Origin of the sequence: Streptomyces pactum (genome assembly GCF_016031615.1) — a bacterium.
Classification (GTDB): Bacteria; Actinomycetota; Actinomycetes; order Streptomycetales; family Streptomycetaceae; genus Streptomyces; species Streptomyces pactus.
Genome location: NZ_JACYXC010000001.1, coordinates 5,103,503 through 5,129,906, shown reverse-complemented (window position 1 = coordinate 5,129,906; position 26,404 = coordinate 5,103,503). Strand labels below are relative to the sequence as shown.

Here is a 26,404-nt window from a genome sequence, read left to right as displayed (position 1 = left end):
TCCCTCACGGAGTAATCTCGCACCTGAGAAGACGATCACGAGGAAGGACAGCTTCATGCTTTCCCGCCTGTTCGCCCCCAAGGTGAAGGTCAGCGCCCACTGCGACCTTCCCTGCGGCGTCTACGACCCTGCCCAGGCTCGCATCGAGGCCGAGTCGGTCAAGGCCGTCCAGGAGAAGTACCAGGCCAACGAGGACCCGCACTTCCGCGCCCGCGCCACGGTCATCAAGGAGCAGCGCGCCGAGCTGGCCAAGCACCACGTGTCGGTGCTGTGGAGCGATTACTTCAAGCCGCCGCACTTCGAGAAGTACCCCGAGCTGCACCAGCTCATCAACGACACCCTGAAGGCGCTGAGCGCGGCCAAGGCGTCCACCGACCCGGCCACCGGGCAGAAGGCGCTGGACCTCATCGCCCAGATCGACAAGATCTTCTGGGAGACCAAGCAGGGCTGACCGCCCGGCACGGTGCCCGCCCGCACCGCCGTGGCGGCCCTCCGGCGGCCCGGCCGGCCCAGGGAATCCCCCGGGTCGGCCGGGCCGCCGTGTTTCCCCGCGGGGGCCCGTGCCCCCGGGGCGGCCGCGGGCCGCGTCCGGAGGGCGGACGCTCGGGCGGTGCCCGGGAGGCGGGGGGCGTCCGGGCGGCGGACGGAGGGCGGGCGGTCGGGAGGTGGCCGCTCCGGGGCGCCCGGGGACGGACGCGTCCGGGGACGGGGCGGTGGAGCGGCGTGCGGTACCGCGCGCGGGCCCGGCCCGGGACACCGGAACCGGCCGGAGTGCCCGGAGCGGTCAGAGGTCCGGCCCGGGTCCGCCGTGGTCCATCGGGGTTCCCCGGGAGCTGCCGGGTCGGCCGCGGAATCCGCCGGGTCGCCCGGTTCCGTCGGGTGACAGCGGCCCCGCCTCCGGGGCTCCTGGTCGGCCGGCGGGCCGGGCCGTACGGGGCGAGGCCCCCGCGGGATGCCGGCCGCGCCCCGGGATCAGAAGCGCCAGCGGGTCTGGCTGTAGGCACCCTTGCGGAAGCCGAAGACGGTGACCGGGCGGACGCCGAAGACCAGCGCCCGCCCGCCGGGGCCCGCGAACGCCCCGTCCCGGACCTCGAAGTGCCACTCGCTGCCGTACTTCGCCTCGTACCCGGCCGCCACCCGCCGCAGCGCGGTCCCCGCGGTCACCGGCAGCGCCGCGCCCTCCACCACCAGGTCCAGGCCCTCGCCGAGGGCGTTGTGCCCGGTGGTCAGCACACAGTTCGGGTTGGCCGCCAGGTTGCGGGCCTTCCGCTCCTGTGGCCCGGTGCAGAAGTGCAGTGCGTCGTCGAGCCAGACCGACAGCAGCGGGGTGACGTGCGGGCGGCCGTCCGGACGCACCGTGGAGAGCCAGTACACCTCGGCCGACTCCAGCCGCTCCCTCGCCTCGGACCAGTCGGTCGGTGCGGCCCCGGCGACGCTGTACCGGGGGTCGAGCTCCGCCGTGGGCTCCTCACCTGGACGCACATCCGCTCCCTTCGCCGGCCCGGACAGCCGTGGGTGCGGTGCAGCCTAGGGCCCCCGGGACCGGCCGCCCGGCAGGCGTGCCGTACGGCGTGGCCCCCGCCGCGCGGTCACACCAGCAGCGGCACGGGTACCCGCTCGGGCATCTGGAACAGCGGCAGCGGACCGTCGTGCCGGGCCAGCCACCGCCGGTAGGCGTCACTGGCCCAGGCGATCTCCCGGTACGCCGCGGCCAGGTCGGTGAAGACCCCCTCGATGCCCGCCGGGGCGCCGGCCCCGGCCCGGCACACCAGCAGCAGCCGGACGGTCAGCGGGTCGCCCTCCAGCGGCCGGACGGCGGTGCCCGGGCGGGCCCGCGCGGTCGGCTGGCAGGGCGTCACCACCTCCCCGGCGGCCACCAGGTCGGCGGCCATCAGGTAGTCGCCGTAGACCACCTTGGGGTTGAGCCCGGCGGCGGCGAGGATCCGGCGCAGACCGGTCAGCTCACCGTCCACGGACGGGTCCACCATCCACTGGTCGCCGGCGAGGTCGGCGAGGCGCACCACCGGGGCACGGGCCGCCGGGTGGCTGTCCGGCACCACCACGAACTGCGGTTCCCGGGCGATGAGCACCCGCAGCTCCACGCCTTCGGGGAAGCGGAGCGGGACGCCCGCCACCTCGTGGACGAAGGCGACGTCGAGCTGGTGCTCGGCGACCATGCGCAGCAGCGTGTTGGGGGAGGCGTCGGTACGGATGGTGGTGTCGGCGTCGGGGAAGCGGAGCCGGAGCCGGCGCAGCCAGCCGGGCACGGCGCGGCTGGTGGTGCTGCCGATCCACAACCGGGTCCCGGACGCCGTGCCCTGGCCGGCCGCCTCCCGCGCCTCCGCGGTCAGGGCGTTCATCTCGGCCACGATGGACCGGGCCCGGCCCAGCACCGAGCGGCCCAGCGGAGTCAGCCGGCTCCCGGTGCGTTCCCGGGCGAACAGCTCACCGCCGATGGCGTTCTCGATCCGGCGGAGCTGGGTGGTCAGGGCCGGCTGGCTCATGCCGAGCTGCCGAGCCGCCTTCCGTACGCTGCCGGTGTCGGCGATGGCGCACAGTGCACGAAGGTGCCTGACTTCGAGCTCCACGGGCCGGAGCATATCCGCGGCCCGATCCGTCACACCAGATCCTCGAAGCGGGCCAAAAGCCGCTTCGGCCCCCGGTCCGGACGGGGTGATAGGGCGGAGTTATCGCCGGGTGGCATCTGCGCCGCAGGCCGGATCTGGCCAAGACTCAAGGACACCGACAGTTCATCCCGCGGCCCCCGGCCCGCACCCCCCACAGCACCGTCCGGCGGTCCGGGGTCCGCGTGATGGATGAGGGAGCCCCCCACACCAGCTTCCTCGCACCGGCCGCTCACGGCCGCGTCCGCCCAGGTGGCCGCGGGCGTGAGCCGCCGGTCCGCCCCCGGCGGCCGCCGCCGTGCCCGGTGCCCGTCGCCCGGGTGCGGGGCCCGGGAGGGCACCGCCGCCGATCCGCCGCCCGCCTTCGGCGGCCCACCGGAACGACCGGCCGGAACCCGATGCGGCCGGTCGGCCCGCCGCCGTGTCCGCCGCACCGGGCGGACACGGCGGCGGTGCCCTCCCGGGCACCTGGCGCGGAGCCGGGGCCCCCGGGCATCCGGCGCGGGTCTGGCTCGGGCATCCGGCGCAGGACCGGTCCGGGACGGAGCACGGGTCGGTGCCGGAGCAGTCCGGGCCGGCAGGGTCGTCACCGGCCCGGCGGAGTTACGGATTCGGCCGGCGGGGCCGTCACCGTGCGGGTGACGGGTCCCGGCCACCGGGCCGGGCCGCCGCCGGAGCGGTCGGCGGGCCCGGGAACCGAGCGGGCCGGAGCAGCCGGTTCAGCGCGGACGGACCGTACGCCCGGAGGCCGCCGGGCGCGGGCGGGCCGCCGCGTCCCGCAGCGCCGCCCCCACCGTGGGCCACGGGGTGAGCAGGTCCGTCACCCCGCCGGCGTGCAGGGTGCGCAGGAGCGCGGGGTCCGCGCAGACCAGCCGCAGCGCCGCGCCACGCTCGCCGGTGCGCCGGTGGGCCCGGGCCAGCAGGGCGAGGCCGGAACAGTCCAGGAAGGTGGTCGGGGTCAGGTCGATGACCACCAGCGGCGCGGTACCGCCGGTCGCCTCGTCCAGCGGTGGGCCGACCTCCAGCACCCCCATGATGTCCACCTCGCCGTGCACCTCCACCACCGTGCACTCGACGGACCGGTAGGTCCGGGCGTACGCCAGCGGCGCGTGCGGCTGCTCGGCACTCTCGCCTCGGTACGACATTGATCCCCCTCTCCCCCGTCCGGCCAGGCATCGATGGGTTCCGCCGATGCTGGTGGCCCGCTTCCGTCCCGTGGCCGATACCTGAGTGGGTGGCCGGGAACGTGCAGGTGAGCGTAAGTAGCGAACGCCGGTGGCGGCGTTGCAGAAACCATTCGCGCCGCGGGAAGTACCCCCGTCGGGGTGAATGCCCACGGCGCACCTTGACAGTCACCCGGGAGTCGATCAAGACCGCCTCGACGGGCACCGTCGATTTCCGGCACCGGCACCGGCGCCGGCCCGGACAGGCGGGCGGGCGGACGGACGGGCGGGCGGGCGGATGGGCCGGCGGGCCTTCGCCGCAGCCACCGGAGCCCGCCGCCCCTCGGGCGCGCCGTCCCAGGTGCCGCCGGAGCCGTCACAAGGCCGTCATGGGGGCCGTCACAGGCCAACCGGAACCGCGAGGGGGGAGCACGGTGGTGTCGGCCCGGGAGTGCCGGACCACCGCCCCGGCGGTGCGACGGGGCTCGCGGGGTCGGGCGGGGCACCCCCGCGAGCCCGGCCCGCCTGTCGACCGGGGCGGGAGGCCGGACCGCAGGGCGGGGGCCCGCGCCGAGGGACGCGCGTCCACGGGCAGGTGTCCCGCGGGCACGTGTCCGCGGTGAGGTCCGGGGGTGCGTACCGGTGTGGGCACGGACCCGCGCCGGTACAGGAGTCCCGGTGAAGCGGGCCCGACGAAGAGGACCCGGCGGGCCCATGCCAGTGGTCGGTGGGAGCCCGCACCGGTCCGCGGGCCCCCACCGGTGCGCGGGGCCCCTGCCGGTGGACGCGGAGCCCCCACCGGTGCACGCGGTACGCGCCCTGCGCGGTGGACGCGGAGCCCCCACCGGTGCGCGGGGGCCCGCACCGGTGCACGCGGTACGCGCCCTGCGCGCCCGCACGACGCGGCGCCCGCGCGGTGGGGCGCGCCCGGCGTACCCGGGCGGCACGGCCGGTACCGCACCGCGCCGCCGGGCCCCGGGCACCGCGCGCCGGCAGGCACACCACGCGAGGCATCGCCGGCGGTACACCGGGGAGGCGCAGCCCGAGCCGCGCGCGCCGCCCGAGCCGCGCACCACCACCGGGTGCGCGTACCGTCCGACCCGCACCTGCCGCGCGCCGGCGCGCCGACGGCCGCGGCGGGCCGCCGGCGCGCCGTCAGGCGGCAGACGCCAGGTCGTCGAGCACTTCGAACGCGTCGTCCAGCCGCACGATCTTCAGCAGCCGACGCAGCCGCGGGTCGTCGATCACCAGCCGCAGCCGCCCACCGCGCTCCAGCACCCGGTTGCGGACCCGGCAGAGCACCGAGAGCCCGGCGCAATCCACGAAGGTGACCCCGCGCAGATCGAGCACGATGTCCGGATGCCGGCCACCGCGCACCAGCGCGTCGAGGCACGGCCGGGCCGTGCCGGCCGCGACGATGTCCAGCTCCCCGGCCATCTCCACCAGTGTGATGCCGCCCAGCGTCCGCTGCCGGATGCCGAAAGCGGTTTCTTCCTTGACCATCTCCCACCCCCGTCTCGGGGCATTGCCTTGCTGGATGCCATACCCATCCATTGACATGGTCAGTCACACTCTGTCGCGGTGGAATGCGGCGCACGTCTCGTTACTTGCAGGTAGACGCCCCGCATCACGAATTCCGATTACTCTGTGTCACCATACTGGCCAAGATGATCCTCGGCCGCGCCGCCGACCGCGCTTTCCGGCACGACGGCCCGGCATCCGGCACGACGGTCCGGCAGGGGCTGCCGGGGTGGCCGGGGGTGTGCCGCCGGAGCGGAATCCGTCCGCCGGGCGTTGGGAAGGGCGAGAGCTCCAGAACTTCCGGCACATCCTTGGCGGATGCCCACCCGTGCGGCAGGCGTCCGGCGGCCAAGACTGGAGCCAGAAACCACAGGGTGCATGTCACCCGCGAAGGGGGATCGCCCGATGACCGGTTCACGCGTCGTGGCTCTCGGCCACTACCAGCCCGCGCGGCTGCTCACCAACGAGGACCTCGCGGCCATGGTGGACACCAGCGACGAGTGGATCCGCAGCCGGGTCGGCATCCGTACCCGGCACGTCGCGCGCCCGGACGAGACGGTGGACGAGATGGCCGCCGCGGCGGCGGCCAAGGCGCTGGCGCACAGCGGCGTGAGCGCCACCGACATCGACCTGGTGATCGTCGCCACCTCCACCGCGCTGGACCGCAGCCCCAACATGGCGGCGCGGGTCGCCGCCCGGCTCGGCCTTTCCTCCCCCGCCACGATGGACCTCAACGTGGTGTGCGCCGGCTTCACCCACGCCCTGGCCACCGCCGACCACACCCTGCGGGCCGGCGCCGCCCGGCGGGCCCTGGTGATCGGCGCCGACAAGTTCACCGTAGCCGCCGACTGGACCGACCGGTCCACCTGCGTGCTCCTGGGGGACGGCGCCGGCGCCGCGGTGGTGGTCGCCGACGAGGACGGCCGTCCGTGGGACGGACCCGGCATCGGGCCGGTGGTGTGGGGTTCGGTGCCGGAGATGGGGCACGCGGTGCGCATCGAGGGCACCCCGCCGCGGTTCGCGCAGGAGGGGCAGGCGGTCTACCGCTGGGCCACCACCCAACTGCCGCCCATCGCCCGCCAGGTGTGCGAGCGCGCCGGGGTGAAGCCGGAGGAGCTGGGCGCCGTCGTCCTCCACCAGGCGAACCTGCGGATCATCGAACCGGTGGCGCGGAAGCTGGGTGCCGTCAACGCCGTGATCGCCCGGGACGTGGTGGAGTCGGGCAACACCTCCGCCGCGAGCATCCCGCTGGCGCTGTCCAAGCTGGTGGAGCGGGGCGAGGTCACGTCGGGCGCCTGGGCGCTGCTGTTCGGCTTCGGCGGCAACCTCTCGTACGCCGGGCAGGTCATCCGCTGCCCGTGAGCCGTCCGGGCCGGCCGCCGGCGCCGCGGCGCCCCGCCCGGAGCGGTGCCGCCGGCCCTCGGCCCACCGCCGCCGGCCCGGTCCCCCGCCCCGCCCCGCCCTCCGGCGTACGCCGCCGACCCTGCCCGTACGGCCGATTCGTACAAGACCGGCCGCCACCCGCCTGCCTACGGTGGCGGCATGACAGCTCGATTCGACGCCATCGGCCTGGTGGTGGCCGACCTCTCCGCCTCGCTCGCCTTCTACCGCCGGCTCGGCGTGGACATCCCCGACGGTGCCGACAACCTGCCGCACGTCGAGGTCACGATCCCCGGCGGACCGAGGCTGATGTGGGACCCCCTGGAGACGGTCCGCTCCTTCGACCCCGACTGGACCCCGCCCCACGGCTCGGCCCGGGTCGCCCTCGCGTTCGCCTGCGACGGCCCCGCCGAGGTGGACTCCGTCTACGCCACGATGGTGGCGGCGGGCGCCGAGGGGCACCGGGAACCGTGGGACGCCCCCTGGGGCCAGCGCTACGCCCAGCTCCACGACCCGGACGGCAACACCGTGGACCTGTTCGCCCCGCTCTCCCCGTCGGCCGGCTGACCGCGGAGCCCGGACCACGCCGGGCCCGCCGTCCGACCGCCGGCGCTCAGTCGGGCGTCGCGTCCCCGGGCCCGGCCGATCGGTGCTGGCCGGCGTCCCCGGGCCCGGCCGATCGGTGGTGGCCGGCATCCCCGGTCCCGGTGCCGGTGCCGGGCGTCGCGTCCCCGGTCCCGCTGCCGGGCACCGCGGTGAGCGCGCCGAGCGGCACCCCGGTCAGCGCCCGCACCTCCCGGGCCAGGTGCGCCTGGTCGGCGTAGCCGGTGGCCGCCGCGACCTCCGCGAACGGCCGGCCCTCGCGCGCCGCGTCCAGTGCCCGGTTCATCCGCAGCACCCGGGCCAGCGTCTTGGGGCCGTAGCCGAACGCGGCCAGCGCGCGGCGGTGCAGCTGCCGGGCGCTGAGCCCGACGCGGTCGGCGACCGCCGCCACCGGCGCCCCGCCGCGCAGCCCCGCCACCACCGCGCCGATCACCGGATCGGCCGGCGGCGCGCCGGCGAGACGGGCGACCGCCGCCGTCTCCAGCACCCGGCCCGGCCGGTCGCCGCCGGCCAGCATGTCCGCCAGCCGCCGCACCTCGGCGTCCGGCCACAGCGCGTCCAGCGGCACCCGCAGGTTCCGCAGCTCGTGCGCCGGTACGCCGAACACGGCCGGGCCGGTGCCCGGGGCGAAGCGCAGGCCGGTGTACCGGGTGCCCTCCGGGGCCCGCGCCAGGTGGGCCACCGTGTCCGGGCCGGCGACCAGCAACTCCCCGGCGCCGCCGGTGTCACACCAGATCAGATCGGTGCAGCCGTCCGGGAGCACCCGCGCCGGGCGGCCGTCGGCGGTCCGTGTCCACACCACGGCGCCGGCCGGCCGCGCGCTCCTCTCCCGGTACATGTCCCCAGCATCCCAGCCGCCGCGCGTACCCTCCCGGTCCGCCCGCGCGCGATCCGGACGCCGGAAGGCCGCACCGGCCCCGACGCCGGCGGGGAGCGAGGCCCGGCGCCGGCCCGTCGGCACCCGCCGCAGGCCCCCGCCGCGCCGGTCGGGGAACCTCAGGTCAGGGAACCTCGCGCAGATACACCGCGCCGCAGGAGTGGCAGCAGGTTTCCGGGGTGACCCCCCACTCCTCGGCGGGCAGCGTCGCCGCGTCCGGGGAGAGCTCCTGCCCGCACATCGCGGTGGTACCGGTGGCGCGGACCATGTGCCAGATCTTGACCGGCGCCGCCGCCACCCGGCCGGAGCTGCCCTCCTCGTACTCCGCGCGCATCTCGTGCAGCATCGCGGTACACCTCCTCCTCCACCATGCGCCCGGCGGCCGCCACCCCGCCACCGGGGCGGGAACGGGCCCGTTGTGCGACGGGGCGGCGTCCCCCGGACCGTACGGCCGGCCGGCCGTACACCGGCCGCGGCACGGCCTCCGGAGCACCGGCCGGCTCAGAACACCGACCAGCCGGTCAGCGTGGTGAAGTGGTCCAGGGCGGCGACCCCGGCCACCGAGTTGCCCCGGGCGTCCAGGCCGGGACTCCACACGCACAGCGTGCAGCGCCCGGGTATGACGGCGATGATGCCGCCGCCCACGCCGCTCTTGCCGGGCAGCCCGACCCGGTACGCGAAGTCGCCGGCGGCGTCGTAGGTGCCGCAGGTGAGCATGACCGCGTTGATCCGCTTCGCCTCGCTCCGGGACAGCAGCCGGGCACCGTCCCGGCCCACCCCGTGCCGGGCCAGGAAGGAGCCGGCCAGCGCGAGGTCGCGGCAGCTCATCTCGATCGAGCACTGCCGGAAGTAGTGGTCGAGCACGGTCGGTACCGGGTTGTCGAGGTTGCCGTAGCTCGCCATGAAGTACGCCAGCGCGGCGTTGCGGTCGCCGTGCTCGGCCTCGGAGGCGGCCACCCCGTGGTCGAAGGAGACCGCCGGGTTGCCGCTCTCCGCCCGGAGGAACTCCAGCAGGGCGCCGGCGGCGTCGCCGGTCAGCGACTGCAACCGGTCGGTGACCACCAGCGCGCCGGCGTTGATGAACGGGTTGCGCGGGATGCCGTTCTCGTGTTCCAGCTGCACCAGGGAGTTGAACGGGTTGCCGGACGGTTCCCGGCCCACCCGGCGCCACAGGCTCTCGCCGTCCCGGGCCAGGACCAGCGCCAGCGCGAAGGCCTTGGAGACGCTCTGCACGGAGAAAGGGGTCTCCCAGTCGCCCACCCCGGTGACGCCGCCGTCGATGTCGGCGACCGCGATCCCGAACCGGCCGGGGTCCACCGCGGCCAGCGCCGGGATGTACCCGGCCACCTCCCCCCGGCCCACGTGCGGGGCCACCGCCGCGGCGACCTCGTCGAGCACTGCCTGGTAGTCCATCGTGCGCGCTGCTCCTGTGTTCGTGCGGTCCCCGGTCGGCGCGGGGCCGGACGGGCGTCGGGGGCCGGCGCCCGGTGACGAGGCGGCTGCGCGCGCCCGGCGGGGCGGCCGGAACGACTCGCACGATAACCGAACGGATTCGTCACCCATATCGAACTACTCGTCACGCACTGCGTTCTCCGGTACAAGCGGGATAAGGCGGTCCGCGCCGGGCGAACCGCCGCACGACGGAAGGGAGGCGGCCATGGCCACACCCATGTCCGCGGCCCGCTTCCGCGACGCGCTCAAGGACGAGGGCCTGCGCGTGGTGGAGGTCGGCGAGTGGAAGACCCACAACCGGAACCATGTGGGCCCCTGGGGTCCGGTGCACGGCGTGATGATCCACCACACCGTGACCTCCGGCGCCGAGGAGACCGTACAGATGTGCTACGACGGGCACTCCTCGCTGCCCGGGCCGCTCTGCCACGGTGTGATCACCAAGGACGGCCGGGTGCACCTCGTCGGCTGGGGCCGCGCCAACCACGCCGGGGCCGGGGACGACGACGTGCTGCGCGCCGTCATCGCGGAGAAGGCGCTGCCGTACGACAACGAGGCCAACACCGACGGCAACCGCCACTTCTACGGCTTCGAGTGCGAGAACCTGGGCGACGGCGAGGACCCCTGGCCCGCCGTCCAGCTGGACGCGATCGCGCGGGCCGCCGCGGCGGTCTGCCGGCACCACGGCTGGACCGAGCGCTCGGTGATCGGCCACCTGGAGTGGCAGCCGGGCAAGATAGATCCGCGCGGCTTCACCATGAGTTCCCTGCGCGCCCGCGTCGCCGAGCGCCTCAAGTAACACCCCGGGCGCGCCACCGGCGTGCCCCGCACCACCGGTGCCACCGCACGACCGGGTGCCGCCGCCCGGCCCGTGCCACCCCCGCCGGCACCGTCGCGCCACCACGGCCCGTCCCCACCGCCGCGGCACCCCCGACCGCTCCGGTCCGCCCGGCCCGATCCGCCCGCGTGGTCCGGCCGCCGCCGGCGCCCGGGAGCGGCACCTCCCCCGCCGGGCGAGAATGGACCGGTGACCGGCCCCGTTCCCCTCCCCGGCCCCCGTGCCGCCCCGGCCTCCGCATCCCGGCCCGTACCCCCGCCCGGACCCACGTCCGCCCCGGGGACCGCCGGCCTGGACCGCGCGCTGGCCCTGCTGGGGCCGCGGCTGCCGTCCCCGCTCGACGAGCTGGACGACGACCGGTTCGCCCGCCGCGGCCTGCGTCTGCTGGTCAAACGGGACGACCTCATCCACCCCGAGATCCCGGGCAACAAGTGGCGGAAGCTGGTGCCCAATCTGCGGGCCGCCGCCGCGGCCGGGCACCGCACGCTGCTCACCTTCGGCGGTGCCTACTCCAACCACCTGCGGGCCACCGCCGCCGCCGGGCGGCTGCTGGGGTTCGCCACCGTGGGCGTGGTCCGCGGCGAGGAACTGGCCGACCGCCCGCTCAACCCCTCGCTCGCCCGCTGCGCGGCGGACGGCATGCGGCTGCACTTCGTCAGCCGGGCCACCTACCGGCGCCGGGCGGAGCCGGAGGTGGCCGACGCGCTGCGCGAGCGGTTCGGCGACTGCCACCTCGTCCCGGAGGGCGGCAGCAACGCGGCGGCCGTGCACGGCTGCGCCGAGCTGGGCCGGGAGCTGCGGGGCCGCACCGACGTGGCGGCGGTGGCCTGCGGCACCGGGGGAACCCTGGCCGGTCTGGCCGCCGGACTCCTCCCCCCGGCGGAGCGACGGCGGCCCGGAGCCGGCCCGCGGGCCCTCGGCATACCGGTGCTGCGGGGCGGCTTCCTCACGGCGGAGGTGGAGCGCCTGCAGCGGGAGGCGTTCGGCGGCCGGCGCGGCGCGTGGCGGCTCGCCGACGGTTTCCACTTCGGCGGGTACGCCCGGCGCACACCGGCGCTGGACGCCTTCGCCGCCGACTTCACCGCCCGGCACGGCCTGCCGGTGGAGGGTATATATGTCGCCAAATTGCTCTATGGACTTGTCAGTCTCGCGGAGGACGGGGCCTTCGCCGCCGGCACCACCGTCACCGCGGTGATCACGGGCACTCCCCCCGGCCCGCCCGCCTCCACGGACGTGCCGCACACCGCACCGGACCTGCCGCACCCCGCCGGCCGGCCGCACCCCGCCCGGAACTCGCCGGCCTCCCCGCCGGAGGCCACGGACGCCCCGGCCGGCGCCGGCCGGTCAGTCCGCCCCCTCCTCCCGGTAGGCCGCCGCCTCCTCCAGGTCGAGCCGGTGCAGCAGCGTCCGCAGCATCTCGTCGTCGATCCGCCGCGCGTTCCGCAGGTCCACGAAGACCGTGCGCTCGGCGTCGATCATCTCCCGCGCCAGCCGCCGGTAGGTGTCGTCCACGGACTCGCCGGTCAGCGGGTTCCCCCCGCCCAGCCGCTCCCACACCGCGTTGCGGCGCCGCTCCAGCACGGTCCGCAGCCGGTCGGCGAGCACCGGCGGGAGGGCGTTGCGCTCGTCGGCGAGGAGTTCGTCCAGCCGCCGCTCGGCCGCCCGGGACGCCTCGTTCTGCGCCTGCGCCTCGGCGAGGGTGGCCGCCCGGGCGTCCCTGCCCGGCAGCCGCAGCGCGCGGATCAGCACCGGCAGGGTCAGCCCCTGGACGACCAGGGTACCCAGCACGGTGGTGAAGGTCAGGAAGAGCACCAGGTTGCGGGCGGGGAACTCCTCGCCGTCGGTGGTCACGGGGATGGAGAAGGCGATGGCCAGCGAGACCACGCCGCGCATCCCGGCCCAGCCGACGATCAGCGGCGTGGACCGGTCGGTGTCCGGCTCCCGCGCCCGGACGGTGGCCGAGAGCCATCGCGGGACGTACGTCGCCGGGTAGACCCAGATGAAACGGGCGACCACCACCGCCAGGAAGACCGCCACCGCGTACCGGGCCGCCTCGGTCCCGCTGTACGCGCCGAGCCCGCGCAGCACCACCGGCAGCTGGAGGCCGATCAGCGCGAAGACCGTGGACTCCAGCACGAAGGCGACCACCCGCCACACCGCGGCCTCCTGGAGCCGGGTGGCGAAGTCCACCTGCCAGGAGTGGTGGCCGAGGTGGAGTGCGACCACCACCACCGCCAGCACGCCCGAGGCCCCGGCCTGCTCGGCCGCCGCGTACGCGGTGAACGGGATGAGCAGCGACAGCGTGTTCTGCAGCAGCGGGTCCCGCAGCCGGGTGCGCAGCCAGTGCAGCGGCACCATCAGGACCAGGCCGACGCCCACCCCGCCGAAGGCCGCCACCGCGAACTCCGCCAGCCCCTCCGTCCAGCCGGCGCCCGCCCCGACCGTGGCGGCCAGCGCCACCTTGTAGGCGGTGATCGCGGTCGCGTCGTTGACCAGGGACTCGCCCTGCAGGATGGTCGTGATCCGGCCCGGCAGCCCGGCCCGCCGGGCGATCGCGGTGGCGGCGACGGCGTCCGGCGGGGCGATCACCGCGCCCAGCACCAGGGCGGCGGACAGCGGCAGGTCCGGCACCACCAGACAGGCGAACCAGCCGACGGCGACCGTGGCGAAGAGGACGTAGCCGACCGAGAGCAGCGCCACCGGCCGGATGTTGGCCCGCAGGTCCAGGTACGAGCTGTCCAGCGCGGCGGTGTGCAGCAGGGGCGGCAGCAGCAGCGGCAGCACGACGTGCGGGTCGAGCGCGTACTCCGGGACGCCGGGCAGGTACGAGGCGCCGAGCCCGGCCGCGACCAGCACCAGCGGCGCCGACACCGGGGTGCGGCGGGCGGCCCCGGCCACCGCCGCGCTGCCCGCGACCAGCATCAGAAGTGGCACCACGTCCATCGGCTCGCCCTGCCCTCCGGTCCGGCCCGGCGCCCGCGGCCGGGGGGCGCGGGCGGTGTGACCCGGCCATCATGGGCGAGCGCCCGCGGCCGGCGGCGCCGCCGCGCCCCGGCCCGGGCCGCCGGGTGACCCGGGTGCGGGTCCCGGGCGCCGCGCGCACCGGTGCCGGGTGCCCGGATCACCCGCGACGTCCGGCGGCGCCCGCCGGCCGGGACGGGCCGGACCCGGCGGACGGATGCGGCACGGGGACGGACCGGGGCCGGCGTCCCGGAGGGGGCCGCGGGGGCGGGAAGTCACTGTCCGGCACCGGCCCGGGCCGGTTAGCCTGCTGGACATGATCCGAACCGCACAGCCTTCCGATGTCCCCGCGATCCACACCATGATCCGTGAGCTGGCCGAGTACGAGCGCGCGCCGGAGGAGGCGCGGGCGACCGAGGAGCAGCTGCGGGAAGCGCTCTTCGGGGAGCACCCGGCGGTCTTCGGGCTGATCGCGGAGGACGGCGGCGAGACGGTCGGCTTCGCCCTGTGGTTCCGCAACTTCTCCACCTGGACCGGCACCCACGGGGTCTACCTGGAGGACCTGTACGTGCGCCCCCACGCGCGCGGCGGCGGCCACGGCAAGGCGCTCCTGGCCGAGCTGGCGCGGATCTGCGTGGACCGCGGTTACGCCCGGTTCGAGTGGTCCGTGCTGGACTGGAACGAACCGGCGATCCGCTTCTACACGGCGCTGGGCGCCGAGGCGATGGACGAGTGGACGGTGCGGCGACTGTCCGGCGAACCGCTGCGCGCCCTGGCCGCCCAGGCATCAGGACCGCGAGAAACGGGCAACGAAGCAGTAGCCGTTCCCCGTTGACCGGGCCGGCCGGCCGCCCCGCGAGATCCTCGCGGCGCCCGGCGGGTCACCGCGGCGTACGCCGGACGCCGCCCGGCGTACGCGGACCGCGCGGCACGGGATGCGCGGGGCGGCCGGAAGCGTTGTCAATTGGGACCGCCCACCCCCTAGCCACGGTGCGTACACATGTGCCTACCATGAGTGATGTCGCGTGGTGCGGGACGTGGTCACCCGGGCGGGGGCCGTGCTCCGACCGGGCGACACCGGCCGGTGGATCGCGATAGCGTCACAGCCGCACCGAGTGCCGCGCCGGTGCGCCCTCCCGCCACCGCGGGCCGGCGGCCGGCGTCCGTTTCAGCTCAGCTCTACCAGCTCTGCCACCTTGGAGGTGAGGGTGTCCCAGATCGCAGGCGAGCCCGGGACCCAGGACTTCGTGGAAGTCCGGCTGCCCGCTGCGGGTGCCTATCTGTCGGTGCTGCGGACGGCGACCGCCGGCCTCGCAGCCCGCTTGGACTTCACCCTCGACGAGATCGAGGATCTGCGCATCGCCGTCGACGAGGCGTGCGCGATCCTGCTTCAGCAGGCCGTCCCCGGCAGTGTGCTCAGTTGCGTGTTCCGCCTGGTCGAGGACGCGCTGCGGGTGACCGTGTCGGCACCCACCACGGACGGCCGCGCCCCCGAGCGCGACACCTTCGCCTGGACGGTGCTCTCCGCGCTGGCCGGCGAGGTCGAATCGACGGTCGCCGAGGACCGTACGGTCAGCATCAGCCTGCACAAGAAGCGCGGCGCCGGCCCCGGTCAGCCGTGACGGAAAGGGGGCTCCGTGAGCACCGCATCATCGCGGGGAGTGCGTACCCCGGGCATCCCGCCGCAGCCGGCCTCACCGCTTCCCGCGGAACAGGAAGCGGCTGGCGACCGACCAGAGCGGGCGGACCACATGGACCAGCACGAGCAGGACACCTGGCAGCAGCACGATCCGCATGACCGCAGCGGCACCCGAGCGCTCTTCGTCCGGCTGCGGGAGCTGCCGGACGGCTCCGCCGAGCGCACCGAGCTCCGTAACCATCTCGTCCGCATGCACCTGCCGCTGGTGGAACACCTGGCCCGGCGGTTCCGCAACCGCGGCGAGCCGCTGGACGACCTGACCCAGGTCGCCACCATCGGCCTGATCAAGTCCGTGGACCGGTTCGACCCGGACCGCGGGGTGGAGTTCTCCACCTATGCCACGCCCACCGTCGTCGGGGAGATCAAGCGGCACTTCCGCGACAAGGGGTGGGCGGTACGGGTCCCGCGCCGTCTCCAGGAGCTGCGGCTGTCGCTGACCACCGCGACCGCCGAGCTGTCCCAGCGGCACGGCCGGGCACCGACCGTGCACGAGCTCGCCGAGCACCTGGGCATCTCCGAGGAGGAGGTGCTGGAGGGGCTGGAGTCGGCGAACGCGTACAGCACCCTGTCGCTGGACGTACCCGACACCGACGACGAGTCGCCGGCCGTGGCGGACACCCTGGGCGCCGAGGACGAGGCCCTGGAGGGGGTCGAGTACCGGGAGTCGCTCAAACCGCTGCTGGAGGACCTGCCGCCCCGGGAGAAGAAGATCCTGCTGCTGCGGTTCTTCGGGAACATGACGCAGTCACAGATCGCCCAGGAGGTGGGCATCTCGCAGATGCACGTCTCGCGGCTGCTCGCCCGGACGCTGGCGCAGCTGCGGGAGCGGCTCCTGGTCGAGGAGTAGCGGCCGGGCGGCTTCCGCCCCGCACCGGGCGGAACCGCGGCCCCCGCGGGCGGCGCCGGTCCGCCCGCGTCCCACGGGCCGGCGCACACCGGTCCCGCTCGGCGCCCCGGTGCGTGCCGGCACCGGCCGGGGACACACCGGACCACGCACCGTACGGATCACCGGCCGGAGCGGGGGCCCGGCCCCGCGGCGGGCCCCGGGGGTCCAGGCGGCGGGGCGGCGCAGCACACCATGCGGCCCGGCCTCTGTTCGCGCTCTCACCACCCGTGGCGCGCGGTCATCCGCCCGCTGCCGGGGGCGTCCGCCCGGGCGTGCGGGTCACGCGTCGCGCGGGCCGATGCCGAGCGCGCGGGTCGCCGTCGGGTTGACGAGCAGGGCCAGGACGCCGAAGGCGACCGCGGCGACGAGCACCCCGAGCGCGATCATCCAGCCGTCGGTCTGCACCAGGGTCCAGGCCACCGGCAGGGCCATCAGCTGGGTGATCATCGCCGGGCCACGGCTCCACGAGCGGCACCGCCACAGCCCGCGCGCGGCGGCCACCGGGAGCAGCGCCAGCAGCAGGACCAGCACCGCCAGCGTCTCCGCCTGCCGCGGGCTGTCCGGGTCGCCGACGATCCCCATCACCAGCAGGTAGACGCCGAAGCCGAGGAGGACCACGCCCTCCAGCGCGGTGAGCGCCGCGGCCGCGGTGATCCGGGCCGGTCGCGGTCCCGCCGCGGCGGGGGCCGGTTCCCCGGCGGCCGGGGCGGGACCGGTCGCCCCTCCCCCGGCCACGGCGCCGCCCGACGTCTTCGCCGGGCCTTGCCCGGCACGCTGCTTCGCACGCTGCTTGGCGGACCGGGCGGCGGCCTGCTTGACGGAGGAGGACTTCTTGCTGCTCACCCCAGCAGGGTAGCCGTCACCGGTGCGCCGGGGCCGTCCCGTCCGCCGGGACCGCCCCCAGGGCGGGGCCGGCGGGCCCGGTAGGCTTTCCGCATGCGCGCGCTTCTCGTGGTCAATCCGGCAGCAACCACCACCAGTGCCCGCACCCGTGACGTACTGATCCACGCGCTCGCCAGCGATCTGAAGCTGGAGGTCGCCACGACGGAGTACCGGGGGCACGCCCGCGATCTGGCCCGGCGCGCGGCGGAGAGCGGCGACTACGAGCTGGTGGTGGCGCTCGGCGGCGACGGCACGGTCAACGAGGTCGTCAACGGGCTGCTGCACAACGGACCGGCCCTGGAGGAGCTGCCGGGCCTGGCCGTGGTGCCGGGCGGCTCGACCAATGTCTTCGCCCGGGCGCTCGGCCTGCCCAACCATGTCGTCGAGGCCACCGGCGCACTGCTGGACGCACTGCGCGAGGGCCGTGAGCGGACCGTCGGCCTGGGCCTGGCGGGCGGCACCCCGGGCACCGAGGACAGCGCGGTACCGGCCCGCTGGTTCACCTTCTGCGCCGGCTTCGGGCTGGACGCGGGGGTGGTCGGCCGGGTGGAGCAGCAGCGCGAGCGCGGCAGGAGATCGACCCACTCGCTCTATCTCCGGCAGGCGGTGCGGCAGTTCGTCAACGAACCGAACCGCCGGCACGGCACGATCAGCTTCCACCGCCCCGGGCAGGAGCCGGTGGAAGACCTGGTGCTCTCCATCGTCTGCAACACCTCCCCCTACACCTATCTGGGCAACCGGCCGATCTACGCCTCTCCCCAGGCGTCCTTCGACACCGCCCTTGACCTGCTCGGATTCACCAAACTGTCCACCGCGGCGATGGCCCGGTACGGCACCCAGCTGCTCACTTCCACCCCGGAGCGCGGGCCGCGCGGGAAGCACGTGGTGTCGGAGCACGACCTGACGGACTTCACCTTGCAATCGCAGGCGCCACTGCCCTTCCAGATGGACGGTGACCACCTGGGACTGCGTACGAGCGTGACGTTCACAGGCGTACGCCGTGCACTGCGTGTGATTGTGTGAGTGACAGGGGCAAAAGTCCTTGTAGTCGAACGTTTAGCCTGCCTTCCACCCTGTGGAAGTACGGCTGTGACCGAGACGACACCAAGGAATCAAAAAAAACTTTCCGGAAGGGGTTGTATCCGCCGCCGAGGTTTGCGAATCTCTACATGGCGATCGGGACGGCCGAACGAAGCCCCCTTGAGAGCCCGAACCCCCTCCACATTCCACGGGACCCACACCCATCCCGAAATGGGCGTCGGCCCTTCCCTTGCGGGGGGATTCGTGAAAGCGTTCACATTCACAAGCAACGTAGTGCAACACGAGGAGATGGAGCAGCCATGGACTGGCGTCACAACGCCGTTTGCCGCGAGGAAGACCCCGAGCTGTTCTTCCCCATCGGCAACACCGGTCCTGCGCTGCTGCAGATCGAGGAAGCCAAGGCCGTCTGCCGCCGCTGCCCCGTCATGGAGCAGTGCCTGCAGTGGGCGCTGGAGTCCGGCCAGGACTCCGGCGTCTGGGGTGGCCTCAGCGAGGACGAGCGCCGCGCGATGAAGCGCCGCGCCGCTCGCAACCGGGCGCGCAACGCCAGCGCCTGACGCAGCCCCTCGGCCCCCGAGCCGCAGCGCGCAGTACCCCGGATGCGCACACAGCACCGTGAGCTTTGAATCCCGGCCCGACTCAACGGGCCGGGATTCAGCGCTTGTTGGGGCCGCACATACGGAACCACCACCGCCCCGACGCCCGCCGCCGCACCCCGCGGTGCCGGGCCCGGTGCCACCGCCGGGCCACCGGGCCGGCGCCGGTACGGCCACCCGGCGCCGGCGCGGACGGCGCGGGTACGCCGGAACCTCCGCGCGTGCCTGGCCGCGCACCACGCCGGGCGCGCGGTCGGCTTCAGCGCTTGCCGCCGCGCACCGGGATGTCGAGCACCACCCGGGTCCCCCGCTCGGGGGCCGGCATCATGTCGAAGGTGCCGCCCAGCTCCCCCTCGACCAGGGTCCGTACGATCTGCAGGCCCAGGTTCCCCGCCCGGTGCGGATCGAAGTCCTCCGGAAGGCCGCACCCGTCGTCGTCCACGGTGACCAGCAGCCGGCTCTCGGCCCGGCCCGCCGCACCGCGACGGGCCGACCCGCCGCCGGTGCGCACCGCGGCCACCTCCACCCTCCCCTGCTCGCCCGGCCCGAAGCCGTGCTCCAGGGCGTTCTGCAGGATCTCGGTCAGCACCATGGACAGCGGGGTGGCGACCTCCGCGTCCAGCACCCCGAAGCGACCGGTGCGGCGGCCGGTGACCCGGCCCGGCGAGATCTCCGCGACCATGGCCAGCACCCGGTCGGCGATGTCGTCGAACTCGACCCGCTCGTCCAGCGTCTGGGAGAGCGTCTCGTGCACGATGGCGATCGACCCGACCCTGCGGACCGCCTCGTCGAGCGCCTCGCGCCCCTGCGGGGAGTCCATCCGGCGGGCCTGCAGGCGCAGCAGCGCGGCGACCGTCTGGAGGTTGTTCTTCACCCGGTGGTGGATCTCCCGGATGGTCGCGTCCTTGGTGATCAACTCGCGCTCGCGCCGACGCAGTTCGGTGACGTCGCGCAGGAGCACCAGTGATCCGATGTGCGTGCCCTTGGGCTTGAGCGGGATGACCCGCAGCTGGATCACCCCGTCGTCCCCCTCCACCTCGAACTCCCGGGGCGCCCAGCCGCTGGCCAGCTTCACCAGGGCCTCGTCCACCGGGCCCCGGGCCGGGGCCAGCTCCGCGGTGGTCCGGCCGAGGTGGTGGCCGACCAGGTCGGCGGCGAGACCGAGGCGGTGGTAGGCGGAGAGCGCGTTGGGGCTCGCGTACTGCACCACGCCGTCGGCGTCCAGCCGGATCAGGCCGTCCCCGGCGCGCGGCGAGGCGTCCATGTCCACCTGCTGCCCGGGGAAGGGAAAGGTTCCTGCGGCGATCATCTGGGCGAGGTCGGAGGCACTCTGGAGATAGGTGAGCTCCAGCCGGCTGGGGGTCCGCACGGTGAGCAGGTTGGTGTTCCGGGCGATCACACCGAGGACCCGGCCGTCCCGGCTGACCGGGATCGACTCGACCCGGACCGGGACCTCCTCGCGCCACTCCGGATCACCCTCACGGACGATCCGGCCCTCGTCGAGCGCCACGTCCAGCATCGGGCGGCGGCCCCGGGGCACCAGATGTCCGACCATGTCGTCCTGGTAGGAGGTGGGCCCGGTGTTGGGCCGCATCTGGGCCACCGAGACGTAGCGGGTGCCGTCACTGGTCGGGACCCACAGCACCAGGTCGGCGAAGGACAGGTCGGAGAGCAGCTGCCACTCGGAGACCAGCAGGTGGAGCCATTCGAGGTCGGAGTCGTCGAGGGTGGTGTGCTGGTGTACGAGGTCGTTCATGGAGGGCACACCGCGAGCCTACCCGCGCACCGGTCCACCCTTTCCCGGCAGAGTCGTGGACAGACGCTAGTGGTCTAGTCCAGAATGAGCGTGGCGCGGCCGAACCGGCTCCACGGCGGTCCGGCCACCTCACCGCAAGACCTCCGCCCTCCCCGCACAGGAGGGCGGAACGAGGCACACGGCGCTCTCTGCCCTGACGGCGCCGGGGCCTCTTCTCGGCCGGCTGCACCGGCCGATGCAACTCCGGGCTGCGGTGCCGGGCGGGTTGAGGGTCCCGCTCTGGCGCCGCGGCCCGCGGGTGCTCCGCCGGCTCCCGGCCCCCGACCCCGGGCCGCGCGGATCGCCGGCCCACCGATCGGCCCCGGGCCGCACGGAGAGCTCCCGTCCCACCGGTCGGCCCCGCGCCACGCGGAGAACCCCGGTCCCACCGGGCACCGGACCCGCCGCACGGAAACGCCCGCCCCATGGAGCCCCGGCTCCGCCGCGCGGGAGCCTCTGTCCCACGGAGCCTCGGATCCGCCGGCCGGCTCCTCCTCCGGGCCCCGGCACCGCCGCACACCGGCCCGCCCCGGACTCCCACCGCTCCGACGCCCCGGCCACCGCCCGCAGGTCCGGCGGCCCGGCCCCAGCCCTCGCCCAGGTGCCGCACCGGCGCTCGGCCGACCGCTCGGACGCCTCGCCACGCCCCGGCCGGACGAGGGCTGCCACGCCCCGGCCGGGCACGGCTCACCCTCCGGGCGCTCCGGCACTCCGGCGCCGGCCGGGCCCGGCGCCGCCGGGATCCGGGGTCACCCCGGCCAGGCGCGCATCGCGGCCTCGGCGACCGCCTCCAGCGTCTCCCGGTCCATCCCGTCGCGGGCCTGCTGGGACATGCCCTGGAGGACGGCCGAGCAGTAGACGGCCAGCACATGCGGATCGGTCCCGGCGGGCAGCTCACCGGCGGCGAGATCGGCCCGGACTGCGCCCTCGATCAGCCTCAGAGTCCTCACCCGTCGCTCCTGCAACCCGCGCAGCACATCCTCGGACCCCGCGGTGCAGTTGGTCGCCGCGGTGATCACCATGCAGCCGCGGGGGTGCCCGGGAAGGGTGTGCCAGTAGGCCGCCTCGCGCAGCAGCCGGGCCACCCCCCGGCGGGCCGTCGGCTCCTCCGCCAGGGCCCGCTCGACGAAGCCACCGAACTCCCGCACATACGCCTCGACGACCTCTTCGAAAAGCGTCTTCTTGTCACCGAACGCCGCGTAGAGGCTGGGGGCCTTGATGTGCATGACGCGCGTGAGGTCGGCGATGGACACCGCTTCGTAGCCGCGCTCCCAGAACTCCATGACGGCTGCCTTCAGGGCGGCGTCCCGGTCGAAGGAGCGCGGCCTGCCGCGCTTGGCCGTTCGCTCAGCCGTTCGCTCGTTCGTGTCACCCATACAGGGATTCTATAGCGGCCACTAAGAAATGTGTTACGGTCTTTCTGTATCGACTCCTACAGAAAGAGGGGGGCGTTTGCCATGGGCGCGCTCACGGGCAGGACGGCGCTGGTCACCGGCGGCAGCAGGGGTATCGGGCGGAGCATCGCCGAACGGCTCGGGCGGGACGGGGCCCGGGTCGGCGTGCACTACGGGCGGGACGAGGCGGCGGCCAAGGCGACGGTCGCGGCGATCGAGGCGGCGGGCGGCGAGGCGTTCGCGATCCGGGCGGAGCTGGGGGTGGAGGGGGACGCGGAGGCGCTGTGGACCGCGTTCGACGCCCACGCCGACGGTCTGGACATCCTGGTGAACAACGCCGGCATCACCGGCGCCCGGGAGCCCATCGGCTCGCTCCCCGTGGACGAATACGACCGTGTCTTCGCGGTCAACGCCAAGGCCCCGTTCTTCATCACCCAGCAGGGCTTGGGGCGGCTGCGCGACGGGGGCCGGATCATCAACATCTCCACCGTGATGACTCGCGGCCTCACCAAGCCGGAGCTGATCGCCTACTCCATGACCAAGGGCGCCATCGACGCGTTCACCACCCACCTGGCGGTGGAGCTGGGGCCGCGCGGCATCACGGTCAACGCCGTCGCGCCCGGTGCGGTGGACACCGACATGAACGCCGGCTGGCTGCGCGGGCACGAGGAGGCGCTCGCGGCGACCGCGGAGTCATCCCCGCTGGGGCGGGTGGCCGAGCCCGACGATGTGGCCGGCGTCGTGGCGTTCCTCGCCTCCGACGACAGCCGCTGGGTCACCGGCCAGTGGATAGACGCCGCGGGCGGCGCGCTGCTCTGACCCCCGCCCGCGCCCGGGACACACCGCGTGCCCGGACCGTGCGGCCGGTCCCCCGCCGCTCGGTTCCGGACCCGGCCGGAGCCGGCCCGCACCCCCACCCGACGGGTCAGGGACCGTCCGTAGTCCGTCCGGCAGTCCGCCCGGGGAGATCCACGAGGCCGCGGCCGGGCGGGTGACGGACAGGCAGCATCCCTCGTGCCGGACCCACTCCGGGAAGCGCGGGGCGTCGCGCCCCCGGGGTCCGGACGGCCGCTCGCACCGGCGGGCCGGACGGAGAAGATCCCCGTGCCGCACGGGGTGGGCACGGGGATCGTCATGGCCGGGGGCGTGACGCGACCGGTCAGGGAGGCAGCCGGGATGGGTCGGAGGTCCGCCGGAGCGGCACCCGGCGCCGGGCGTCACGCCCCCGGGGTCAGTGGGTCTCGGTCACCTTGGCCAGCGCCCGGGGGGCGTCCGGGTCCTGACCCCGGGCGATGGTGACCTCGTAGGCGAGCAGTTGCAGCGGCAGGATCTGCAGGATCGGCTGGACCTCCTCGGCCACCCCTACGGTGGGCAGCGCGAATCCCGCGGACGCCTTCTCCACCTCGGCCCCGGTGCCGATCACCACCAGGTCGGCACCGCGTCCCCGCAGCCGTTCCAGCACCGGTCGCAGCGCGTCCCCGCCCCTTCCGTCCGGGACGATCGCGATGACCGGGGAGACGTTGTCCACCATCGCCAGCGGACCGTGCAGCAGGTCCGCTCCGGAGTAGGCCAGCGCCGGGATGTAGCTGGTCTCCATCAGCTTCAGCGCCGCCTCCTTGGCGGTGGGGTAGCCGTAGCCGCGGGAGGTGATCACCATGCGTTCGGCGAAGCGGTAGCGGCCGGCCAGCTGCCGCACCTCGGTCCGGCGGTCCAGGACTCCCCGGGCCAGGTCGGGCAGGACCTGGGCCGCGGCGCCGTCGCGGGAGCGCAGCCCCTCCACGAAGAGGTACAGCGCCAGCAGTTCGGCGGTGTACGTCTTGGTCGCCGGCAGGGCCTTCTCCGGGCCGGCCAGCACATCGATGTGGTGCTCGGAGACGGCGGCCAGCGGGGAGTCGGGGTTGTTGGTGACCGCGAGGGTGATGGCGCCGGCCGCACGGGCCGCCCGGGTGGAGGCCACCAGGTCGGGGGAGCCGCCGGACTGACTGACCGTGATGACCAGGACGTCGGCGAGATCCTGCTTCGCCCCGTAGGCGGTGGTGGTGGACATGGAGGTGAGCCCGCACGGCTTGCCGAGCCCGATCTCCAGGAGGTACTTGGCGTAGAGCGCGGCGTTGTCGGAGGTCCCCCGCGCGGTGAGCAGGACGAAGCGCGGGTTGCGGGCGGCGATCTGTTCTGCGGTGCGGCGGATGGCGGGAGCGCCCTGGTCGAGGATGCGGCGCAGCACCTCGGGCTGTTCGGCCATCTCGCCGGACATGATCCGGCCCGGCTGCTCGCCGGTGTCGGTCCCGGTGGTGGCGGACATGCGGAGTGCCTCCAGGTGGCTCGCGGTGCGGATGTGCGGTTCGGTGCGCGGGTGGCGCCGGCGGTACGTGGGATACGCCGGTGCCGGTGTGCGGAGGGTGGTCCCCCGGGGGTGGCGGTACGCGGTGGTGGCGGAGGTGCTGGTCGGTGGCGGTCGGTGGTGCTGAGTGTGGTGTCGGACGTACGGGGTGGTGCCGGGCGGTGCGGGGTGGTGTGCCGGTGCTGCCGAACGGTGCCGGCCGGTGGTACGGGGCCCGGGGGTCCGGCGCGTGGGCCGGACCGTCCGGACCGGGTGCGGGTGGGCCATACCCCGTGGCGACCCCGCCGTACCCGGGAGCGGGTGCGAATGGCCGTACCCCCGGACGGCGGTGGTACTCCCCCGGCGTGGGCCCCGGGTTCCACCCGCCCGGGTGGCGCGCGGCCATCCGTCCCGCCGGACGCGCGTCCCGACCCGCGGCTCCGATCCGGCGCGCGGGTGCCGACGGGCGCCGCCCTCGGCCGGACGGACGGGTGGCCCGGTGGCCCGCCTCCCCGGCCCGGCTCTCGGTGCAGGGCCGGGCCGGGAAGGACGGGAGTCGGGGGGCCGGGCCGGTCCCGGGGCCGGGTGGCGCCCCGGGACCGTCGGACACACCGCGGGTCGTGGGTCCCTGGTGTGTCGGCCGGGCCGTGGCACATGGCGCGCGGCCGGCGCCCGGGGAGCCGGGCTCCGGGTGGTCAGTCGCCGGGCGTGAGACCGGCGATGACCTCGGCGGCGGCCCGACCGCAGACCCGGGCGGCACCGTGCGTGGCGATGTGGAGGGCGCCGGTGGGCGGTGCCTGCGGCACCCCCATCTCGACCACGACCGTGTCCGGCCGGGCGGCGACGAGCCCGTCGAGCGCCTGGCCCATCCACGGGTGCCGGTGGGCGTCCCGGACCACGGCGACGACGCGGCGGTCACCCGCGTCGCCGAGGACCCTCCCGACCAGCTCGCCGCCCAGTTCGGCCGCGTCCTGCTGGCCGTAGGTGGCGGTGCCGGTGCCCGGGAGCAGCCGGATCAGCTCCGCCGCCACACCCCAGGGCGTCTCGTCGCCGACGGCGATGTTGGCGACCGGGGAGAACGCGGCGACGTGGACGGGGCCGGTGGCCGGCTCGTACGGCGCCGCGCCGTGGGTGACCCGCAGGGCCCGGCGGGCGGCACGCTGACCGACGTCGGACCGTTCCGCGTCGGCCTCCGCCACGGTGGCCGTGGCGCCCGCGGCGGGCACGGCCTCCGCGGTGGCCACGGCATCTACGGCGTCCGGGGTCGCCGGCTCCGGGGCGCCCGCGGTGATCACGGCGCGGGCGGTGGCCGCGCCGGACACGGTGGTGTCCGGGGTGCGGGCGGCGGTGCGGGCCCAGTCGGCGAGGGCGCGTACCCGCGCCGCGGCGTCGGCGAGCCGTTCCTCCGGGAGTTCACCGGAGCGCACCGCGGCGACCAGCGCGTCCCGCAGCCGTACCACGGTGTCCTCGTCGGTCAGTCCGCCACCGACACAGATGGCGTCGGCGCCGGCCGCGATGGCCAGCACGCTGCCGTGCTCGATGCCGTAGGTGGCGGCGATGGCCTGCATCTCCATGCCGTCGGTGATGATCAGGCCGTCGAAGCCCAGCCCGCCGTCGGCGACCGGCCGGCGGAGCAGCCCGGTCAGGGCGTGCGGGCTGAGCGTGGCCGGCAGCCGCGGGTCGAGCGCGGGCAGCAGGATGTGGGCGCTCATCACGGCCTTGGTGCCGGCCGCGATGGCGGCCCGGAACGGGATCAGCTCCCGCTCGGAGAGGGTCGCCAGATCGGCGTCGATGCGCGGCAGCGCCAGGTGCGAATCGACCCCGGTGTCGCCGTGGCCGGGGAAGTGCTTGGCGCAGGCGGCGACCCCGGAGCTCTGCAGCCCCTCCACGTAGGCGGCGGTGTGCCGGGCGACCAGCGCCGGGTCGGAGCCGAAGGAGCGGACTCCGATGACCGGGTTGTCGGGGTTGGAGTTGACGTCCGCGGAGGGCGCCCAGTTGAGGTGGACTCCGCAGCCGGCGAGACGGCGGCCCATCTCCCGGGCGACCTCGCGGGTCAGCTCGGTGTCGTCGACCACGCCGAGGGCGAGATTGCCGGGGAAGGAGGAGCCGGTGCGCACCTCCAGCCGGGTCACGTCACCGCCCTCCTCGTCGATGGCGACGAGGACATCCCCCCGTTCACCGCGCAGCTGCGCGGTCAGGGCGGACAACTGTTCGGGTGAGGTGATGTTCCGGCCGAACAGCCCCACCGTGACCAGCCCCTCGCCGAGTCTGCGCAGCAGCCACTCCGGCGCGGTGGTGCCGGCGAAGCCGGGCTGCAGAACGGCGAGGGCATCCCGGGTCAGGGTGTCGGTCGCGTGGTCCAAGGTGGTCATGGA

The 26,404-nt window shown here is 75.2% G+C and carries 22 protein-coding genes and 2 pseudogenes; 11 read left to right on the top strand and 13 right to left on the bottom strand.

What is annotated here, in order from left to right:
• Window positions 1-55: 55 nt before the first annotated feature.
• Window positions 56-451, top strand: a complete 396-nt coding sequence (gene sodN / locus IHE55_RS20155) for a superoxide dismutase, Ni (protein ID WP_197990290.1) — start codon at window positions 56-58, stop codon at window positions 449-451.
• A gap of 521 nt (window positions 452-972) precedes the next feature.
• On the opposite strand, the gene IHE55_RS20150 is transcribed toward sodN, so the two are convergent.
• The 4 genes from IHE55_RS20150 to IHE55_RS20135 form a co-directional block, all read right to left on the bottom strand.
• A complete protein-coding gene (locus IHE55_RS20150) occupies window positions 973-1,482 on the bottom strand; it encodes a pyridoxamine 5'-phosphate oxidase family protein (protein WP_197990289.1) in 510 nt (169 codons plus the stop codon).
• Between the two features lie 107 nt (window positions 1,483-1,589).
• Entirely contained in the window at window positions 1,590-2,600 is a 1,011-nt protein-coding gene (locus tag IHE55_RS20145) for a LysR family transcriptional regulator (protein WP_197990288.1), read from the bottom strand.
• A gap of 743 nt (window positions 2,601-3,343) precedes the next feature.
• Window positions 3,344-3,769, bottom strand: coding sequence for an STAS domain-containing protein (locus IHE55_RS20140; protein ID WP_197990287.1), 426 nt, complete (start codon window positions 3,767-3,769; stop codon window positions 3,344-3,346).
• A 1,173-nt stretch (window positions 3,770-4,942) separates the two neighbouring features.
• Window positions 4,943-5,290: an STAS domain-containing protein gene (locus tag IHE55_RS20135; RefSeq protein ID WP_197990286.1), complete on the bottom strand. Its 348-nt coding sequence runs from the start codon at window positions 5,288-5,290 to the stop codon at window positions 4,943-4,945.
• Between the two features lie 423 nt (window positions 5,291-5,713).
• On the opposite strand from IHE55_RS20135, the gene IHE55_RS20130 reads away from it, so the two are divergent.
• Together IHE55_RS20130 and IHE55_RS20125 are read left to right on the top strand one after the other, a co-directional pair.
• A complete protein-coding gene (locus tag IHE55_RS20130) occupies window positions 5,714-6,670 on the top strand; it encodes a beta-ketoacyl-ACP synthase III (protein WP_197990285.1) in 957 nt (318 codons plus the stop codon).
• A gap of 180 nt (window positions 6,671-6,850) precedes the next feature.
• Complete coding sequence (locus tag IHE55_RS20125) at window positions 6,851-7,255, top strand: VOC family protein (RefSeq protein ID WP_197990284.1); 405 nt, start codon at window positions 6,851-6,853, stop codon at window positions 7,253-7,255.
• Between the two features lie 190 nt (window positions 7,256-7,445).
• On the opposite strand, the pseudogene IHE55_RS20120 reads toward IHE55_RS20125, so the two are convergent.
• From IHE55_RS20120 to IHE55_RS20110, 3 genes and pseudogenes are all read right to left on the bottom strand, one after another.
• A pseudogene (locus IHE55_RS20120) lies at window positions 7,446-8,129 on the bottom strand (helix-turn-helix domain-containing protein); the annotation flags it as partial.
• Between the two features lie 163 nt (window positions 8,130-8,292).
• Window positions 8,293-8,514 (bottom strand): hypothetical protein, encoded by a 222-nt coding sequence (locus IHE55_RS20115; protein ID WP_197990282.1) that lies wholly within the window; start codon window positions 8,512-8,514, stop codon window positions 8,293-8,295.
• A 155-nt stretch (window positions 8,515-8,669) separates the two neighbouring features.
• On the bottom strand, window positions 8,670-9,581 hold the full coding sequence (locus IHE55_RS20110; protein WP_197990281.1) for a glutaminase: 912 nt from the start codon (window positions 9,579-9,581) through the stop codon (window positions 8,670-8,672).
• Between the two features lie 244 nt (window positions 9,582-9,825).
• Here IHE55_RS20110 and IHE55_RS20105 point away from each other — a divergent pair, with 244 nt between their 5' ends.
• Window positions 9,826-10,416 (top strand): N-acetylmuramoyl-L-alanine amidase, encoded by a 591-nt coding sequence (locus IHE55_RS20105; RefSeq protein WP_197990280.1) that lies wholly within the window; start codon window positions 9,826-9,828, stop codon window positions 10,414-10,416.
• A gap of 330 nt (window positions 10,417-10,746) precedes the next feature.
• Window positions 10,747-11,673: pseudogene (locus IHE55_RS20100) on the top strand (1-aminocyclopropane-1-carboxylate deaminase/D-cysteine desulfhydrase); the annotation flags it as partial.
• 126 nt (window positions 11,674-11,799) lie between these two features.
• Here IHE55_RS20100 and IHE55_RS20095 read toward each other — a convergent pair.
• On the bottom strand, window positions 11,800-13,398 hold the full coding sequence (locus tag IHE55_RS20095; RefSeq protein ID WP_197990279.1) for a Na+/H+ antiporter: 1,599 nt from the start codon (window positions 13,396-13,398) through the stop codon (window positions 11,800-11,802).
• Between the two features lie 334 nt (window positions 13,399-13,732).
• Between IHE55_RS20095 and IHE55_RS20090 the strand changes: the two genes are divergently transcribed.
• The 3 genes from IHE55_RS20090 (at window position 13,733) to IHE55_RS20080 (ending at window position 15,962) form a co-directional block, all read left to right on the top strand.
• Entirely contained in the window at window positions 13,733-14,251 is a 519-nt protein-coding gene (locus IHE55_RS20090; RefSeq protein ID WP_197990278.1) for a GNAT family N-acetyltransferase, read from the top strand.
• Between the two features lie 373 nt (window positions 14,252-14,624).
• A complete protein-coding gene (locus tag IHE55_RS20085) occupies window positions 14,625-15,038 on the top strand; it encodes an ATP-binding protein (protein ID WP_197990277.1) in 414 nt (137 codons plus the stop codon).
• Window positions 15,039-15,077: 39 nt separating this feature from the next.
• Window positions 15,078-15,962, top strand: a complete 885-nt coding sequence (locus IHE55_RS20080) for an RNA polymerase sigma factor SigF (RefSeq protein WP_307826897.1) — start codon at window positions 15,078-15,080, stop codon at window positions 15,960-15,962.
• A gap of 318 nt (window positions 15,963-16,280) precedes the next feature.
• On the opposite strand, the gene IHE55_RS20075 is transcribed toward IHE55_RS20080, so the two are convergent.
• Entirely contained in the window at window positions 16,281-16,736 is a 456-nt protein-coding gene (locus IHE55_RS20075) for a hypothetical protein (RefSeq protein WP_197992133.1), read from the bottom strand.
• A 201-nt stretch (window positions 16,737-16,937) separates the two neighbouring features.
• Between IHE55_RS20075 and IHE55_RS20070 the strand changes: the two genes are divergently transcribed.
• Window positions 16,938-17,906, top strand: a complete 969-nt coding sequence (locus tag IHE55_RS20070) for a diacylglycerol/lipid kinase family protein (RefSeq protein WP_197990276.1) — start codon at window positions 16,938-16,940, stop codon at window positions 17,904-17,906.
• 317 nt (window positions 17,907-18,223) lie between these two features.
• The gene (locus IHE55_RS20065; RefSeq protein ID WP_003953983.1) at window positions 18,224-18,481 is read left to right on the top strand and encodes a WhiB family transcriptional regulator; all 258 of its coding nucleotides are present in this window, start codon (window positions 18,224-18,226) and stop codon (window positions 18,479-18,481) included.
• A gap of 298 nt (window positions 18,482-18,779) precedes the next feature.
• On the opposite strand, the gene IHE55_RS20060 is transcribed toward IHE55_RS20065, so the two are convergent.
• Together IHE55_RS20060 and IHE55_RS20055 are read right to left on the bottom strand one after the other, a co-directional pair.
• Window positions 18,780-20,276, bottom strand: a complete 1,497-nt coding sequence (locus IHE55_RS20060; protein ID WP_197990275.1) for a sensor histidine kinase — start codon at window positions 20,274-20,276, stop codon at window positions 18,780-18,782.
• 788 nt (window positions 20,277-21,064) lie between these two features.
• Window positions 21,065-21,691: a TetR/AcrR family transcriptional regulator gene (locus IHE55_RS20055; protein ID WP_197990274.1), complete on the bottom strand. Its 627-nt coding sequence runs from the start codon at window positions 21,689-21,691 to the stop codon at window positions 21,065-21,067.
• 81 nt (window positions 21,692-21,772) lie between these two features.
• Here IHE55_RS20055 and IHE55_RS20050 point away from each other — a divergent pair, with 81 nt between their 5' ends.
• Entirely contained in the window at window positions 21,773-22,528 is a 756-nt protein-coding gene (locus IHE55_RS20050) for an SDR family oxidoreductase (protein WP_197990273.1), read from the top strand.
• A 412-nt stretch (window positions 22,529-22,940) separates the two neighbouring features.
• Here the strand turns inward: IHE55_RS20050 and IHE55_RS20045 are convergent, their stop codons facing one another.
• Window positions 22,941-24,011, bottom strand: coding sequence for an SIS domain-containing protein (locus IHE55_RS20045; protein ID WP_197990272.1), 1,071 nt, complete (start codon window positions 24,009-24,011; stop codon window positions 22,941-22,943).
• A 713-nt stretch (window positions 24,012-24,724) separates the two neighbouring features.
• Window positions 24,725-26,401, bottom strand: a complete 1,677-nt coding sequence (locus tag IHE55_RS20040) for a glycoside hydrolase family 3 protein (RefSeq protein ID WP_197990271.1) — start codon at window positions 26,399-26,401, stop codon at window positions 24,725-24,727.
• Window positions 26,402-26,404: the final 3 nt, after the last annotated feature.

Excerpts from the sequence above, each read along its gene's own strand:
- sodN (WP_197990290.1), top strand. The coding sequence starts at position 56 with ATGCTTTCCCGCCTGTTCGCCCCCAAGGTGAAGGTCAGCGCCCACTGC.
- IHE55_RS20145 (WP_197990288.1), bottom strand. The coding sequence starts at position 2,600 with ATGCTCCGGCCCGTGGAGCTCGAAGTCAGGCACCTTCGTGCACTGTGC.
- IHE55_RS20140 (WP_197990287.1), bottom strand. The coding sequence starts at position 3,769 with ATGTCGTACCGAGGCGAGAGTGCCGAGCAGCCGCACGCGCCGCTGGCG.
- IHE55_RS20135 (WP_197990286.1), bottom strand. The coding sequence starts at position 5,290 with ATGGTCAAGGAAGAAACCGCTTTCGGCATCCGGCAGCGGACGCTGGGC.
- IHE55_RS20130 (WP_197990285.1), top strand. The coding sequence starts at position 5,714 with ATGACCGGTTCACGCGTCGTGGCTCTCGGCCACTACCAGCCCGCGCGG.
- IHE55_RS20125 (WP_197990284.1), top strand. The coding sequence starts at position 6,851 with ATGACAGCTCGATTCGACGCCATCGGCCTGGTGGTGGCCGACCTCTCC.
- IHE55_RS20115 (WP_197990282.1), bottom strand. The coding sequence starts at position 8,514 with ATGCTGCACGAGATGCGCGCGGAGTACGAGGAGGGCAGCTCCGGCCGG.
- IHE55_RS20110 (WP_197990281.1), bottom strand. The coding sequence starts at position 9,581 with ATGGACTACCAGGCAGTGCTCGACGAGGTCGCCGCGGCGGTGGCCCCG.
- IHE55_RS20105 (WP_197990280.1), top strand. The coding sequence starts at position 9,826 with ATGGCCACACCCATGTCCGCGGCCCGCTTCCGCGACGCGCTCAAGGAC.
- IHE55_RS20095 (WP_197990279.1), bottom strand. The coding sequence starts at position 13,398 with ATGGACGTGGTGCCACTTCTGATGCTGGTCGCGGGCAGCGCGGCGGTG.
- IHE55_RS20090 (WP_197990278.1), top strand. The coding sequence starts at position 13,733 with ATGATCCGAACCGCACAGCCTTCCGATGTCCCCGCGATCCACACCATG.
- IHE55_RS20070 (WP_197990276.1), top strand. The coding sequence starts at position 16,938 with ATGCGCGCGCTTCTCGTGGTCAATCCGGCAGCAACCACCACCAGTGCC.
- IHE55_RS20065 (WP_003953983.1), top strand. The coding sequence starts at position 18,224 with ATGGACTGGCGTCACAACGCCGTTTGCCGCGAGGAAGACCCCGAGCTG.
- IHE55_RS20060 (WP_197990275.1), bottom strand. The coding sequence starts at position 20,276 with ATGAACGACCTCGTACACCAGCACACCACCCTCGACGACTCCGACCTC.
- IHE55_RS20055 (WP_197990274.1), bottom strand. The coding sequence starts at position 21,691 with ATGGGTGACACGAACGAGCGAACGGCTGAGCGAACGGCCAAGCGCGGC.
- IHE55_RS20050 (WP_197990273.1), top strand. The coding sequence starts at position 21,773 with ATGGGCGCGCTCACGGGCAGGACGGCGCTGGTCACCGGCGGCAGCAGG.
- IHE55_RS20045 (WP_197990272.1), bottom strand. The coding sequence starts at position 24,011 with ATGTCCGCCACCACCGGGACCGACACCGGCGAGCAGCCGGGCCGGATC.
- IHE55_RS20040 (WP_197990271.1), bottom strand. The coding sequence starts at position 26,401 with ATGACCACCTTGGACCACGCGACCGACACCCTGACCCGGGATGCCCTC.